Genomic DNA, 16,276 nt, shown 5'->3' with positions numbered 1-16,276 from the left:
TTAAGCAAATAAACTTTTAGTTACTTTTCTATAATAATTAGGACAACTATTTTATGCGTTATTTATTGGGTGTTGACCTAGGTACATCTGGTACTAAAACAGTTTTATTTGACGAAAACGGAAATACTCTATCATCAAAGACAATCGAGTACCCATTATTACAGCCAAAGAATGGCTGGGCAGAACAGGATCCAAAGTTCTGGTACGATGCAACTATCAATTCTATCAAGTTTGTTTTAGAAGACAGTAAAGTAAATAAGGACGATGTTGTAGCCTTATCAATTGCAGGTCAGATGCATGGCCTAGTAATGTTAGACGAAGACGGAAAGGTTCTTCGCAATTCAATTCTCTGGTGTGATGCCAGAACTCAGAAGCAGTGTGATGAAATTACAGCTTTAGTAGGAAAGAAGAGACTGATTGAGATTAATGCAAATCCTGCTCTGACTGGTTTCACTGCTCCAAAGATTTTATGGGTTCGTGAAAACGAGCCTGAGATTTACGACAAGTGTCGTACCATCCTTTTACCAAAGGACTATGTCCGTTACATGTTAACCGGAAACAGAGCAATGGAAATCTCTGATGCTTCTGGTACAAATCTTCTGGATATTACCAACAGAGTATGGTCAGACGAGATTCTAGAAAAACTGAACATTGATAAATCTCTGTTACCTCCAATTATTGAGTCTAGCTCAGTTGCAGGTCATATTACTCCTGAAATTGCAGCTTTAACCGGACTAAGTGAGAAAACAATCGTAGCTGGCGGTGCTGGTGATAATGCAGCTGCAGCTTTAGGTACCGGTGTATGTAAAGAAGGTGATGCTTTTGTTACCCTAGGTACCTCAGGTGTTATTTTTGCTCATACCAACAAGCCATCAATCGATCCTCTTGGCCGTGTACACACCTTCTGTGCTGCAGTAGAGAATTCATGGACTGCAATGTCATGCACATTAGCTGCAGGTTTATCTTTACGCTGGACCCGTGATGAACTGTATTCATTTGAAAAAGAGCAGGAAGCCAAAGCTGGCAGCGATGTTTACAATCTTATGACATCAAAGGCTTCAGAGTGTCCTGTCGGTTCAGACGGTCTGATTTATCTACCTTACCTGATGGGTGAAAGATCTCCAGTATTAGATCCAAATGCACGTGGTGTATTCTTCGGCTTAAGCGCAAGACATACCAAGGCTCATATGACCCGTGCTGTTCTTGAAGGCATTACTTTATCACAGCGTCATAACCTGGATGTGTTACATCAGATGGATATCAATCCAGTTAAACTTACCGCATGCGGCGGTGGCGCTCAGTCTCCATTCTGGCGTCAGCTTCTGGCTGATATCCTAAAGTGTGAGATCGTAACCACAACCTCTAAGGAAGGTCCTGCTTTAGGAGCTGCTATTCTTGCAGGTGTTGCTGCCGGTATCTTCAAGTCAGTTGAGGAAGGCTGCACTAAACTGGTTAAGACCTCTGACAAGAAGTCATCAACCAATGCTTCTGTAGCCAAGATGTATGACGAAGTATATAAGATGTATTCATTCTTATATCCAACATTACGTCCTGCATTCTCAAAGCTTGATACTATGAGAAAGAAGCTTGATGGTGAAGAGGTAGCTAAATACAAGGAAGTAACTGATGTCGAATTTGAAAGATACGGCAAGGTTATTACTGATATTGATACCTCAAAGCTTCTGTCCTTAATTGAGAAGACTCCATTGATTCCTGGTACAGATTACAAGGCATCCGTAGATTATCTTGAGGATCCTTCTGTAATGCCTGTTCTAAAGAATCAGGTATTTGGTGGTCTGAATATTCAGTTTGGTTACTGCAATGGTGATAACAAGGGACTAAACTGCCTTGAGTACCACAGAAACAGTGAACTTAACATTGCCGCAACAGATGCTGTACTGATGGTAGCTCCTATGACTGCAGTGCATGACGGAATCATTGATACAAATGACGTAGAAACCTTTATCGTAAGAAAAGGTCAGGCTGTTATGTTCTATGAGACAACTCTGCATTATGCACCTTGTGTTGCTCCTGGATATGATCACTTCAAGGTTGGTGTAGTATTACCTAAGGATACAAATACTGACAGACCACAGGGCGTAAGCCATGAAGGTGAGTCAGGCTGTTTAACACACAACAACAAGTGGTTATATGCTCATAAGGACTCATCAGAGGCTAAGGCAAACATAACTACAGGCAAGCTTATCGGAAAGAATCTTTTCATAGATTAGTTTGCTTTTATAGGAGGACCTGTGTCCTCCTATTTATAAATTTAAAATATAACAATAATAATTTGGGATTTTCACGATGACAGTAACAGTTAAAACTTTAGCAAAGGCCGCTGGCGTATCAAGAGGAACTGTTGATAGAGTACTGCATAATCGTGGTTCGGTAAAAAAAGAACTAGCATTAAAAATCAAGACTCTGGCTAAGGAATTAGGATACGTTCCAAACAGAGCAGGTCGTGCTTTATCAGGAATTAGAGATCGCTTTAAAATCGGTGTTCTTCTGCCTAGCGTTGGTAACATCTTTTTTGAAGGTGTAATCGAGGGAATAGAGAAGGCTTGTTCTGAATACGAAGAACTTGGCGTAGATGTTATTTACAAAAAGGTTCAGGGATACGAAGAGAAGACTCATCTTGATGCTATTGATGAGTTAAAGCAGATGGGCTGTTCTGCTTTATGTCTTGCAACTATTGATACAGAATTAGTAGCACAGAAGATTAACGAATGTGAATTACTTGGCATTAAGGTGATTCTTCTGAATTCTGATGTAAAAAACTGCAAGAGAGTCTGTTATGTCGGCTCAGATTATCAGAAGGCAGGAAAAACCTGTGCCGGTCTGTTATCTCTGATTTCCAAATTTGATAAGCTCAATATTCTTGTGGTTACAGGTTCAAGCCTGATGCACGGTCACAGAAAACGTATTGAAGGATTCATTGAAGAGCTGAAGAATCTTAATGTTGATTTTGAAATCTGTGGACAGATTGAGTCTAACGATTCTGATATTCAGGCACAGATTCAGACTTCAAAATATTTAAATGAACATAAGGAAGTAAACTGTGTATACGTTACCGGTGCAGGTGTTCAGGGCGTAGGTGCCTCAATTATTGCGACCGGACGTGATGATATCATTGGCATAGCTTTTGACGATATATACACAACTGTAGAGATGGTTCGAGCCGGTATATATAAGTTTGTTATCTGTCAGCAGCCGGATAGACAGGGCTATCATGCAATCAAGAGAGCTTATCAGGTTCTCTCTGGTACCGTCGCAGAGTCAGTATTTACAGATTTTTATACAGATACCATCATAAAAATTGCTTCAAATATCGGTAAATAGTAGACCTTTATACCTTGCAGCAACAGCTGTGAGGTATAAATTTCTTCTATTATCAATAAGATATTCCTAAATTCAATCTTTTTTCAATTCTTGTAAAATATAAAGCTAAATTTGTATAAAGATTCTTTCTTTTATGATAGAATTAGCACGCTTTCAACTGAGTTTGTGATCGGTATGGAAGTTTTATTTTTCACAAAATATGGAGCATATAAATTATGTTAACAGTAGAAGATAAGGCAAAAATCGTTGCTGAGTTTGGTCGTAACCCACAGGACACTGGTTATCCAGAGGTTCAGATTGCATTACTATCTGCAAGAATTTCTGACCTACAGCCTCACTTTGAGACTCACAAGAAGGATCACCACAGCCGTCGCGGTCTACTACGCTTAGTTGCTCAGCGTCGTAAGCTTCTTGACTACTTAAAGACTTCAGACCTTGCACGTTACACTGCAATCGTTGAGAAGTTAGGTCTCCGTCGCTAATCTGCGGCAGGGAAGGGCGGCTTTGGTGCCGCCCGAATTTTATGTTTCATGTCAATTTGCAGTTCTTTCTGCAGTAAGTCTGTTGTTAGATTTACTTTTCTTTTGCTGAATTCATTGGTTCAGATTTAAAACTGATGATTGGATATTTGGATTTGTCATAAGTTTTTTGGATACTCTATTCTTCAATCCTCAGAATTTCTTAATTTTAAGGCGAGAAAGATCTCAAAACTTACAAAAACATTATCTAAAGCAAGGATTTGAAATTTTATCTGTGTGATAATTCACGGATAAACTTGCTTGTTAATACAAATTGAAAGTAAAAAAGATCTTTTTAGAGCTTGGCAATCAGTTTGTTTTACTGTTTAGAAGTAAAAGTAATTTTTTAAGGATGAATTTTTATCCTTGAGGATATGCTGAAACTAGTTTCAGCTTTTTTATGTAACACTGTTGGAATAAAGGAAATTCCCTTTTTTAGGAAGAAAAAGTAGAAAAAAGGGTACCGGTATCTGGTAGTGAAAATGAGATCCCACGAAAGAGGCAAACAAAAGTGGGAATATAGTGGAGAAAATAATCGATGAATTTAAAGCCAATAGTTCACACCTTTAAATATGGTCGTCATACTATTACCTTAGAAACAGGTGCAATTGGTCGTCAGACAGATTCAGCTGTTATGGCATCAATGGACGATACTACTGTATTTGCTACTGTAGTATGCAATCGTAAAGAAGAAGTTGAAGGCAGAGATTTCTTCCCTTTAACTGTTAATTATCAGGAGCGTTCATACGCAGCAGGTAAGATTCCTGTAAGTTTCTTCCGTAGAGAAGGTCGTGCAACTGAAGGTGAAACTCTTATTTCACGTCTGATTGACCGTCCACTACGTCCATTATTCCCAGATGGTTTCGTAAATGAGGTTCAGGTTGTTGTTACCGTTATGTCAGCAAATCCTGAAATCCCAACCGATATCATTTCAATCATCGCTGCATCTGCAGCTTTAGCTTCATCAGGTCTACCTTGGAACGGTCCTCTAGGTGCAGCTCGTGTTGGCTACATTGATGGTCAGTATGTTCTAAACCCATTAACCTCAGAGTCAAAGGTTTCAGACCTTGATCTTGTTGTTGCTGGTTCTGAGAAGGCTGTTGTAATGGTTGAGTCAGAGGCTAACTGCCTACCTGAGTCAGTAATGCTTGGTGCTGTTATGTACGGTCACGAGCAGCAGCAGACTGTAATCAAAGAGATTGAAGAGTTCGCTAAGAAGGTTAACCGTCCAGTATGGGATTGGGTAAAGCCAGAAGAGAATACTGCTCTTATCGAGGCTGTTAAGTCTGATGCAGAGCAGGCTGTTGGCGATGCATTCAGAATCGTTGACAAGCTAGAGCGTCAGGATAAGCTTGCTGAGATTCAGAAGAATACAACTGAGAAGTTAAAGGCTGAACACGAAGAGTGGGCTGAGAAGGATAATGAAATCGCAAAGATTTTCTTCGAGTTAGAGCGTAACATTGTTCGTGAGAGAATCCTTTCTGGCGAGAAGCGTATCGATGGCCGTACCTTAAGAATGATTCGTCCAATCACCATTGCTACAGGCATTCTTCCACGTGTTCACGGTTCTGCACTGTTCACCCGTGGTGAGACTCAGTCAATCGGTACCTGTACCTTAGGTTCAGAGAGAGATGCTCAGACCTTTGAGGATATGGCAGGTGTTCGTTCAGACAGATTTATTCTTCACTACAACTTCCCTCCATACTGCGTTGGTGAGATTGGTCTGATTGGTTCCCCAAAGCGTCGTGAAATCGGTCACGGCCGTCTGGCTAAGAGAGCTCTAAAGGCTGTTCTACCTGAGATGGAGAAATTCCCATATTCAATCCGTGTTGTTTCAGAAATCACTGAGTCAAACGGTTCTTCATCAATGGCTTCAGTATGTTCAGGCTGTTTATCTCTAATGGATGCAGGTGTTCCTATTAAGGCTCCAGTTGCTGGTATTGCAATGGGTCTTGTTAAGGAAGACGACAGAGTTGCAATTCTGACCGATATTATGGGCGATGAAGATCACTTAGGTGATATGGACTTCAAGGTTGCTGGTACCCGTGATGGTGTTACTGCACTTCAGATGGATATTAAGACCGACGGTATTACCCGTGAGATCATGCAGAATGCATTAACTGATGCTCATGCTGCAAGAATTCACTTACTGAATGTAATGCAGAAGGCAATTCCAGGTCCTCGCGAGACACTGTCTCCTTATGCTCCACGTGTTGTAACCATTAAGGTTCCTGCAAACAAGGTTAAGGAAGTTATTGGTAAGGGTGGCTTCAACGTTCGTTCAATCCAGGCAGATACCAATTCACAGATTGATATCGAAGATGATGGTACTGTAAAGATTTCTGCTTCATCATTAGCATCAGCAGATGCTGCAATTAAGCGCATTAATGATCTTTTAGTTGAAGTTGAAGTTGGTCAGGATTATGATGGAAAAGTTGTAAGAATCACTGATTTCGGTGCCTTTGTTAACATTCTTCCTGGCAGAGATGGTCTAGTTCATATTTCTCAGATCACTGAGGAGCGTGTTGAGAACGTAAATGATTATCTATGCGTTGGTGATGAAGTTCGCGTTCGTGTTCTTGATATTGATAACACCGGTAGAATCCGTCTATCAATCAAGGCATTAGCTGAGGCTGAGAATGCCAAGGCAGAGGCTGAGGAGCAGAAGGCTGAGCAGGATTCAGCACCAGAGGTTGATTTAGACGAAGATGCTGAGCCAGCAGAGAACACATATGTTCAGGCTTCTTCAGAGGATTTACCAAATCCGTATGAGAATAGCCCACGCGAAGAGTAATTCTTTGCTCGTGCTATGTTAAATAAAACAAGGCTCGTTAATAATACGGGCCTTTTTTGTGAGAAAAAAAATGACAAGTACTCAAAATAGTAATAGAGAACAGTTTACTTCCAGACTCGGTTTTTTACTTATTGCAGCAGGATGCTCAATCGGTCTTGGTAATGTATGGCGTTTCCCTTATATCACTGGTCAGTATGGTGGCGCTTTATTTGTACTTATCTATATAGCTTTCCTGATCCTTCTTGGTATTCCTTTAGTGACTATCGAGCTTTCAGTTGGTAGAGCTTCAAGAAGATCTATTGGCAGATCCTTCGAGATTCTGACTCCTAACAAGAAATGGTATATCTGCAAGTATTTCATGATTCTTGGTAATTATGTTCTGATGGCTTTTTATACCATGGTTACCGGTTGGATGTTCTACTATTCAACCAAGATGCTATTAGGTGAGTTTACTGCCTCTCCAATGAGTCAGAATGATTCTGGCGCTATCTTTGGCGGAATGCTTGCTGATCCTGTTACTCAGATTATCTGTACTGTTATTGTTACCGTGGTTGGTTTCTCTGTCTGTGCTTGCGGTTTAAGAAATGGTGTTGAACGTATCACCAAGCCTATGATGGTTTTACTGTTCTTGCTGCTGCTATTCCTGTCTGCAAGATCATTCTTCCTTCCTGGTTTTGAAAAGGGCTTAGAGTTCTATCTAATGCCTGATTTTTCAAAGATTACATCTCAGAATCTGTATGAAGTTCTTTATGCTGCTCTAGGTCAGGCATTCTTTACCTTAGGTTTAGGTGTTGGCTCTCTGCAGATTTTTGGTTCATACATGAATTCTCATAAGTCAATTACTTATGAGGCAGCTGTTATTACTCTTTTAGATACTATTGTTGCGATTTTAGCCGGTATCATTATTTTCCCAGCATGCTTTAGCTACTCTGTTGAGCCTGGTCAGGGACCTGGTCTGATTTTCGTTACTTTGGTTTCTGTATTCTCAAATATGGCTGCAGGTCAGATCTGGGGTAGTATTTTCTTTATCTTCATGCTGTTTGCTGCTGTTTCAACTCTGATTGCAGTGTTTGAGAACATTGTTGGTATCAGCATTGATGTTTTTAATGTTTCAAGAAAGAAAGCTGTTGTATATAACTGTCTAGTTATTCTGATATTAGCAATGCCTGTAATTCTTGGCTTCAATGTATTATCAGATGTACATCCTATGGGAGAAGGAACAGTAATACTTGATTTATATGACTTTATCCTTTCTCAGAATATTATCCAAATTGGTGCAATTATCTACGTTTTGTACGTCTCATGGAATTATGGCTGGGGATTTGATAAATATTTAAAGGAAACAAATAAAGGTTCTGGATTTAAATTAACCGGAAAATTTAAATTCTATTTCAAATATATATTGCCTTTAATTGTTGTTTTCCTTCTAATTCAAGGCTATATATCAGTTTTTAATAAATAATAATAACGAGAAAAATAATTGTTATGGATACAAAGGTAAGAACAAGAGAGGTCTTCCGAACAAGATTAGGTTTCCTTCTGATTGCCGCAGGATGCGCTGTTGGTATTGGAAATGTTTGGAGATTCCCTTACATCGTAGGACAGTATGGTGGAGCGTATTTCGTCCTTTTATATCTGTTTTTTCTATTGTCTGTAGGTATTCCTTTACTTACTGTTGAACTTGCAATCGGCAGAGCTTCAAGAAGTTCAATGGCATACTGCTATGAAAAGCTTGAACAGCCTGGCACTCACTGGCATTTCAATAAGTGGTGGCAGTTCTCTGGTAATTACATCCTGATGGCTTTCTATGTAGTAGTTGCCGGCTGGATGCTTTTCTATTTCTGCAACTTTGTTTCCGGAAATATCACTCCTGGTATGACAAGAGAAACTGCAGGTCAGAATTTTGGTGAACTTCTGGCTAATCCAGAAACCATGTTCCTGTGTGTATTCATTACAGTTCTTTTCTCATTTACTATTGTTGCCTTAGGCGTTATCAAAGGTGTTGAGCGTTTTACCAAGCCTCTGATGATTGTCCTGATTCTGCTTCTGTTTTTTATGGCCTGCAGATCATTTACTTTGGATGGTTTTGAAGAGGGTATTAAATTCTATTTAAAGCCTGATTTTGAGAAATTTGAGCAGAATATCGGTGAGGCAATCTGGGCTGCAATGGGCCAGGCATTCTTTACCTTATCAGTTGGTTTTGGTGCTATCGCTATCTTCGGCAGCTATATGTCAGAGCGCCACAGAATCTTAAATGAGGCTGTATTTATTGCCACATTTGATACCATTATCGCCTTATTATCCGGTTTTGTAATTTTCCCTGCATGTTTCACATATGGCATCAATCCAGATGCTGGTCCAAATCTGCTGTTCATTACCATGACAGTTGTATTTTCAAATATGACTTTTGGTACCATTTGGGGAAGTCTGTTCTTCCTATTCATGCTGATTGCAGCTGTTTCAACCATGATTGCTGTATTTGAGAGCTCAATTGCAGGATGTATTGAGCTGTTCAAATGGTCAAGAGTCAAGGCTGTAGTTATAAATTTCGTAGTAATTATTGCCTTAAGCTTACTGCCAATGCTTGGCTTTAATGTTCTGTCAGATGTTCATATCATCGGTTCTAATACCGGTATTCTGGACTTCTTTGATTTCCTTGTATCTAACAATATTCTTCCAATTGGTTCAATTGTGTTTGTATTGTTTATCTGCTCAAAGAGCGGAATGCAGTGGGACAGATACATCAAGCAGTGCAATATTGGCAAGGGCTTTAAAATGCCTACCGCACTGTTCTTCTACTATAAGTACATTCTGACAACTATGGTTATCATTGTACTGGCAGTTGGATACTACAAGATTTTCGGTAGAGCTTAAAATAATTCACGATTTAGGATATTCAAATGAACGAAAAAAGAGAGCAGTTTAAAACCAGACTTGGTTTTATCTTGATTGCAGCAGGATGTGCTGTGGGTATTGGTAATGTCTGGCGTTTTCCATACATCACAGGTCAGTACGGCGGAGCTATCTTCGTACTTATTTATCTGTTCTTCCTGATTGCAATGGGTATTCCTCTTTTAACTGTTGAGCTTGCAATCGGTAGAGCTTCAAGATCATCTATTGCAAAGTGCTACGAGAAATTAGAAGAACCAGGCACAAAGTGGCATGTCAACAAATGGTGGCAGCTTGCCGGTAACTATATCCTGATGTCATTTTACGGAATCATTACAGGCTGGATGCTTTACTACTTCCTGAAGTTTGCATTTGGAACAGTTGAGTCAAATCTACCTAAGGATGTCGCTCTTGAGGGCTTTATTTCCTTACTGGCTGATCCTGTTACTCTGTATATGTGTATGGCAGCGGTTGTAGCTTTTTCATTTATGATTGTTGCTCTAGGTCTTGTTAAAGGTGTTGAACGTTATACCAAGCCTTTAATGATGATGCTGATTATTCTTCTGGTATTCATGGCAGTTCGTTCATGCACTATGTCAGGTTTTGCTGATGGTATTTCATTCTATCTGAAACCTGATTTATCAAAGCTTGAGAATAATTTTGGTGAGGCAATATGGGCCGCAATGGGGCAGGCATTCTTTACCTTATCTACAGGTATGGGCGGTATCGCAATTTTCGGTAGCTATATGTCAAACCGTCACCGTCTTTTAAATGAGGCTGTATTTATTGCTGGTCTAGATACTGCTATCGCTCTATTATCTGGCTTTGTAATCTTCCCAGCATGCTTTACCTATGGTATCAATCCTGATGCAGGTCCAAATCTGCTGTTCGTTTCAATGACAACAGTATTTTCCAATATGTATCTGGGCTCTATGTGGGGAACTCTGTTCTTCCTGTTCATGCTGATTGCTGCTGTATCAACTCTGATTGCTGTATTTGAGAACATTATTGCTGCAAATCTTGAGATGTTTAACATAAAGAGAAAGAAGGCTGTTTTAGTTAACTTTCTGGTTATTCTGATCCTGGCTATTCTTCCTGTATTAGGCTTTAATGTTCTATCAAATGTTTCAATCCTTGGTAATGGAACTTGTATTACAGATTTCTGTGATTTCTTAATCTCAGCAAACGTATTACCAATTGGTTCTTTAGTATTTGTTCTGTTCATTACCTCAAAGCGTGGTATGAAATGGGAGCGCTATATTAAAGAGTGTAATACAGGTATCGGTTACAGAATTTCTGAGAAGTTATTTGTTTACTACAGATACATTCTTACAACTGTAATTGCTGTGATCTTATTTATCGGATACTTAAAGGTATTTAATATAAGTCTTTTCTAATTGTTGATTATTAAACGAATTTAGAAAATTTTTTCTATAAAACCAGCTTTTACTTTGTATAATGGGACAGATACTATTACAAAGATTAAGCTGGTTTTTTTATGAAATTATCAAACATCGTAAAGTCTCTGCTGCTAGGAACCGCAGTCTGTTTCCTATCAGTAAATTTTAATTGCTCATATGCTGCCCAGGATAAAGGAAAACAGACTGTACAGACACAAAAGAAAGTAAAGAAGACTAATTCTGCTAAAAAAAACAATAAATCAAAGACAACCAAGAGCTCTAAGAAATCAAAAAGCACAAAAACCGTCAAAGCAAAAAAAACTAATTCTTCATCAACAGCCAAGAAAGCTCCTAAAAGTAACAAGAACTACTATAAGACTCCAATTGCAAAGGAAAATATCAGACAGAGCTATATCGCTGGAGATTTAACAACAGAGAACCCTTTAATTCCAACTACACCAAAGCTTATAAATCAGAGAAAGTATTTCAAGGACGCTGAGACAGCAGCTAAAAAAGGCGATACTGATGAGGCAATGCGTATCAAGAGAAATCATCTTGAGGACTATCCTTTAGCTTTATGGGTTGATTACTGGTATCTGACCAACAACATGGATGTTTCAAAATATCCTAAGGTTGTGGAATTTATAAACAGCAACGATCATAGAGAGTTAAGTGCCATCCTTAAAAACAAGTATATTGATTTCATGGCAAGACATGGAAAGTACAGGCAGGTATCAGATCTTATCGGCAAGAAGAAACCTTACAATGACAATCAGGAACTGACCGCTTCACAGCAGGCTCTGCAGTGCAGATACTATGAAGCTAGATGGCATCAGGGCCTTGCGGATATGTCTGCACAGATTTTTGCCAATAAGGTTTATATGCAGCTTAAACCATATCCATCAGGATGTTCTGGTTTGATCTATGTTTGGGGGCAGAACGGAAATCTGAATGATACAAACCGTATGGATAAGTTTGAGCGACTATATATCCAGAGAAGATATGCTGATTCAACAAGAAATCTTGCGGCAGAATTTTCTCCTGATTCTAAATTCAAAAGACGCATCGATCTTGCAATGGATTTATACGAGACCCCATCCAAGATCCTGACTGATGAATATCAGCCATCAACAGGTGATGTTCATCGCGTAGCTGTATTGGCATTCAAACGTTTTGCTAACCTGAATCCTGAAGAGGCAAATCCTCATTTTGAATACTTCTGCAAGAAGTTTAGCGTTACTCCTACAGAGCGACTGGATATTATTCAGATTATTTCAAGAGGCTTCCTGGGAAGAAATGCTACCTTAGAGGAAGTTACCTGGGTTGATAAGCATCTGCCTGCAATTGAATGGTCTGATGAAATCAAGATCATGCGAATGCGCAAGGCAATCTGGTTTGCTCAGTGGCAGGTCGTTTATGATCTTTACAATCATCTGAATCCAAATGATAAAAAGGAAATCAACTGGAAATACTGGAAGGCCAGAGCTGCTTACGAGATAGGACAGAAAGATCAGAGTATTCACTTAATGAAGGAAGTTGCAAAAGATCGTAGCTTCTTTGGCTTCCTTGCTGCTCAGGAATTAGGTCAGCAGCCACCGTTTAATCACGAACGTCTTTCAACTACTGCAAAATGGCCTGATACTGTTCTTTATAACAAGGCTGCAATAAGATTCTTTGAATTTAAGGCATTAGACAGCGCAAATGCAAGCATTGAGTGGAATGAGGTTGCAAAATACGGAACCAATGATGAAGCTATGGTTATGGCTGACTGGGCTTTATCTTCAGGAAACGTTAATTATGCAATCATGTCTGTTATAGCAGGAAAGAGATGGGATGCTCTTGATTACAGATTCCCTAAGGCTTTCCTGAATCTTTATAAGAAGTACTCTTCATCTACCAATGTTCCAATTTCTTTCCTGTATGGAATTTCCCGTCAGGAGAGTATGATGAATCCAAATATTAAATCACCTGTAGGTGCAGTTGGTTTAATGCAGCTGATGCCAGAAACAGCAAGAGTGGTTTCTAAAAAGAATAATTGGGATTATAACGGACCTAGAGATCTGGTAATTCCTGAAAACAATATTCGTCTCGGTTCTGCTTATCTGAAGGATATGTTAGAGAGATTCGATAATAACAGAATTCTTGCTGCAGCTGCTTACAATGCAGGACCAAACAGAATCCCAAGATGGAAGTCTGCCGATGGAAAGAAGCGCGATACTCCAATGTTTATAGAGAACATTCCATTTAAGGAAACCAGACTTTATGTTCAGAATGTTCTACTGTACGATGTGATTTATAAGAAGCTTCTGACCGGTAAGACAGATCTTCTATTAAAGGACAATGAAAAGAAATACAGATACTAGAGTTAACATACTGAGTTTTAACGCATAATATCTTTACAAAAAGTTAAAATTTGGTATTATATTACCTGTTGTGCCCAGGTGGTGAAATTGGTAGACACGCTACTTTGAGGGGGTAGTTCTTCCGGGAGTACGAGTTCAAGTCTCGTCCTGGGCACCAAAAGTCTCGATCACTTTGTTTCACTTCTGTTAATTTCCTTTCATAACCTATCTTTTTGACCTATAATAAACCCAAGAATCATGCGGTTTTTGAATTTTGGGCACTTGTCATTCTGTTTCACTTTTGATCACTTTGTGTAACTCTTTTTGCACACCAAAATTACCCATTTTTTGACTTTGCTCCCTAAATTGCACCCTTTTTTTACGAGCCCACTTTGATGTGGGTTTAGTTTTATAAAAAGATTTACAAAATTGTAAATAATTAACATTGATTATATAGAAAAATTTACTATAATTATAGATAGTAAAAACTAACCAAAGAGGTCGTGTCTATGAGACTAACAAGTTTTGGAGTTTTTATTCGAAAATTTAGGTTAGATCATTCCATTACTCTAAAGGATATGGCGGAAGTCTTGGGAATAAGTTCTCCGTACTTGTCTGGTATTGAATGTGGAACAAGGTCAATACCTGAAGGTTTTGAAGAAAAGCTTTTAAGTGCCTATAAGCTGACAGGCAATGTTGCTACTGAATTTAAAGAAGCAATTGATCAGTCTAAAAGGCAATTTACTTTGACTCCCAATGACAATTTGGATAAAACCCTTGTTGGTTCATTGAACAGAAATCTTTCATCTCTTGATGATGAAAGAAAAAAAATGATAATAAAGATACTGAATGGGGAATTATAGTGTCAGACATTTTTTACGCAGACAAAGGAGTTCGCGTTTATCCTAGAAGCATAGCAAAAATTGCTTCTTTAGCGGGGCTGTTTCGTTTACAGAATAATGAATTTGTAGATAAGAACGGTCGTATTGACATGTACAGAGTATTGGAAAAACATGCCCTTTATAATGTATTGGAGGATGATTTGCTTCCATCTAATATTGAGGCTTGCTCTTCTCAGGATGGAACGATTCTGATTTCAGAGACGACTTTCAATAATTTATGTGATGGTCAGCATAGAGCTCGTTTTACCATTGCTCATGAATTCGGTCATATTATGCTTAATCATTTCTCTGAAATATCTTTGAATAGAGGTAGCGAGGGGGAAATTAAAACATTTTGCAACAGCGAGTGGCAAGCGAATGAATTTGCCGGATGGTTGTTGGTAGATCCGTTGGATCTGAAAACAAATGCAGCTCTTCCTATACCATTATTATCAATGAAATACGGAGCAAGTAATGAATGCATAGAGAGAAGACTATCTAAACTGGATAAGGTGCTCTGATGTTGTTACTAGCAACACCAGAGCCTTATAGGTCAGGTCTAGCTTGAGAGCTCACTACCTGAACCGACATTAAGAAAAATTCCTAATGTGAACGTAGAACACTCACATTATAGTTTCCTTCTTAATGATTTTCAAATGTGAGCTCGCAATTTGGAGGGACTTTTTATGTCCAGATCTCTAAAGAGTTGCGAGATCTCTCAAAATACTCCCAACGAAGATGATTTTGTTTTCTGTCGTTTTGTAAGACGTAATGGCAAGATCATTTACCCAAAGAATGCAAAATTCTTTAGATTTCCAAAACGTAAGGTAGGTGAATAATATGGCTACTAATACCAATAATAACTATAGAAGGGGCTCAGTAAAGGAGCGTACTCAAACCTACAATCCTAAGAATGATACCTATGTAAAAAGAGACGTTGACTCAGGTCAATTTCTTGATGTGAAACAGGATGGGACTCCTTTCAAAGGAGTTGCTAAAGAAAGAGACCATAGACGTAAAGGAGGACGATAATGCAACCTGTAACTCATTGTACAGCTTATGATTGGTATATCGTTGGTAAAATTTTTGAACGATATAACGTATCTAAATGGCTTCCGTATTGGTTTAACCGAGAGTATAAAACTCCATACACCTGCAGTACTCAGGGGTGTTTTAACAATGCAACCGTAGAGGCTCATGTTGCAAATATACACATGAAAAGGTTGGGGGAGTGCATTGTTCCTTTATGTCCAAAATGTGCAAGGCTAAAATATCTGTTTAATATTAAACTAGGTATCCCTGTTTTCAAGGCATAACGCATTCGAGGCCGTAGTTTTTTGCTACGGCTTTTTTGTGCGCTCGGCATACGAGTAATCCAACGGGTTTAAGTCCCCAAGTCAGCCAGTTCAGGGCAAGACTAAAGCGAACAACAAGGTTTTCATCGTGAGATGTGGGCTGAAGGAAGTTGCTAGCATCTATCTGAACCTACGAACAGAAACTGCATATGAGGCAGTATGTGAATCAAGGTAAGTCTGCAAAAGAAGATGAAGCCTGATACTGAACCGTAGCACATAATGTAAATGCAGAGGTTTCATGGATAGAGAGGATTATCTCGTTTACCCGAGGAGAACTGACAAGAGGTTTCGACCTTAGCAACAGCGAATTGTCAGTAGTCAGCAGAGGTCATAGTAATCGAACGAGAAGAACGATGAAGGACCGAACCTATTGGTTGTAGACCTATTTAGTTGGGAGTATGCATATAGAATAGCAGAAAACAAAGGAAACCTATTAGATAAAAGGATAGGCGTACCGAAAGTATTATCTAAAGGAGCTAAGCATACTAACTATGAGAAAGGAATAACTACAACAGAATGATTACGCTAGAAAGCATCTTCTCCAAAGAGAACCTGAAACAAGCATTAAATCAGGTTATCAGAAATAAGGGAGCACCAGGGATAGACGGGATGACCGTAGATGAAATTATCCCTTGGATATATGCGCACCCAAATCAGCTTACTAACGAAATCATGAGTGAATCATATCGATTCAGCCCCATCAGAAGGGTATACACCCCTAAAGCAGATGGCAAACAGCGCCCGCTGGGTATCCC

General features: G+C 39.1%; 13 protein-coding genes, 1 tRNA gene and 1 pseudogene. All 15 read left to right on the top strand.

All coding sequences use genetic code 11. The features are described 5' to 3' along the window. Window positions 1-53: 53 nt before the first annotated feature. Window positions 54-2,231, top strand: a complete 2,178-nt coding sequence (gene xylB, locus B5D46_RS07080; protein ID WP_078928870.1) for a xylulokinase — start codon at window positions 54-56, stop codon at window positions 2,229-2,231. Between the two features lie 76 nt (window positions 2,232-2,307). Then, complete coding sequence (locus B5D46_RS07075; protein ID WP_078928869.1) at window positions 2,308-3,342, top strand: LacI family DNA-binding transcriptional regulator; 1,035 nt, start codon at window positions 2,308-2,310, stop codon at window positions 3,340-3,342. Window positions 3,343-3,557: 215 nt separating this feature from the next. Further along, window positions 3,558-3,824: a 30S ribosomal protein S15 gene (rpsO, locus tag B5D46_RS07070; RefSeq protein ID WP_412556292.1), complete on the top strand. Its 267-nt coding sequence runs from the start codon at window positions 3,558-3,560 to the stop codon at window positions 3,822-3,824. A gap of 574 nt (window positions 3,825-4,398) precedes the next feature. Continuing rightward, a complete protein-coding gene (pnp, locus tag B5D46_RS07065) occupies window positions 4,399-6,654 on the top strand; it encodes a polyribonucleotide nucleotidyltransferase (protein ID WP_078928867.1) in 2,256 nt (751 codons plus the stop codon). Window positions 6,655-6,724: 70 nt separating this feature from the next. After that, window positions 6,725-8,116 carry a sodium-dependent transporter gene (locus tag B5D46_RS07060; RefSeq protein WP_078928866.1) on the top strand — a complete coding sequence of 464 codons (1,392 nt, stop codon included), beginning with the start codon at window positions 6,725-6,727 and terminating at the stop codon, window positions 8,114-8,116. A 23-nt stretch (window positions 8,117-8,139) separates the two neighbouring features. Continuing rightward, window positions 8,140-9,528 (top strand): sodium-dependent transporter, encoded by a 1,389-nt coding sequence (locus tag B5D46_RS07055; protein WP_078928865.1) that lies wholly within the window; start codon window positions 8,140-8,142, stop codon window positions 9,526-9,528. Window positions 9,529-9,554: 26 nt separating this feature from the next. Continuing rightward, window positions 9,555-10,940, top strand: a complete 1,386-nt coding sequence (locus B5D46_RS07050) for a sodium-dependent transporter (protein WP_078928864.1) — start codon at window positions 9,555-9,557, stop codon at window positions 10,938-10,940. Between the two features lie 101 nt (window positions 10,941-11,041). Then, the gene (locus B5D46_RS07045; RefSeq protein WP_078928863.1) at window positions 11,042-13,306 is read left to right on the top strand and encodes a transglycosylase SLT domain-containing protein; all 2,265 of its coding nucleotides are present in this window, start codon (window positions 11,042-11,044) and stop codon (window positions 13,304-13,306) included. 72 nt (window positions 13,307-13,378) lie between these two features. Beyond that, window positions 13,379-13,463, top strand: a tRNA-Leu gene (locus B5D46_RS07040). Between the two features lie 331 nt (window positions 13,464-13,794). Continuing rightward, window positions 13,795-14,148, top strand: a complete 354-nt coding sequence (locus B5D46_RS07035; RefSeq protein WP_078928862.1) for a helix-turn-helix domain-containing protein — start codon at window positions 13,795-13,797, stop codon at window positions 14,146-14,148. Further along, a complete protein-coding gene (locus B5D46_RS07030) occupies window positions 14,148-14,687 on the top strand; it encodes an ImmA/IrrE family metallo-endopeptidase (protein ID WP_078928861.1) in 540 nt (179 codons plus the stop codon). The genes B5D46_RS07035 and B5D46_RS07030 overlap by 1 nt, the downstream gene beginning before the upstream one ends. 165 nt (window positions 14,688-14,852) lie before the next feature. Then, window positions 14,853-15,005 carry a hypothetical protein gene (locus tag B5D46_RS12155; RefSeq protein WP_159443047.1) on the top strand — a complete coding sequence of 51 codons (153 nt, stop codon included), beginning with the start codon at window positions 14,853-14,855 and terminating at the stop codon, window positions 15,003-15,005. Window position 15,006: 1 nt separating this feature from the next. Beyond that, complete coding sequence (locus tag B5D46_RS07025) at window positions 15,007-15,198, top strand: hypothetical protein (RefSeq protein ID WP_078928860.1); 192 nt, start codon at window positions 15,007-15,009, stop codon at window positions 15,196-15,198. Next, window positions 15,198-15,482: a hypothetical protein gene (locus B5D46_RS07020; RefSeq protein WP_078928859.1), complete on the top strand. Its 285-nt coding sequence runs from the start codon at window positions 15,198-15,200 to the stop codon at window positions 15,480-15,482. The genes B5D46_RS07025 and B5D46_RS07020 overlap by 1 nt, the downstream gene beginning before the upstream one ends. 555 nt (window positions 15,483-16,037) lie before the next feature. Beyond that, a pseudogene (locus B5D46_RS12355) lies at window positions 16,038-16,276 on the top strand (hypothetical protein); the annotation flags it as partial.

Source organism: Succinivibrio dextrinosolvens DSM 3072 (assembly GCF_900167015.1).
Lineage (GTDB): Bacteria > Pseudomonadota > Gammaproteobacteria > Enterobacterales > Succinivibrionaceae > Succinivibrio > Succinivibrio dextrinosolvens.
Note: the sequence above shows the minus strand (reverse complement) of the source record. Positions and strands in the feature narration are given on the sequence as shown.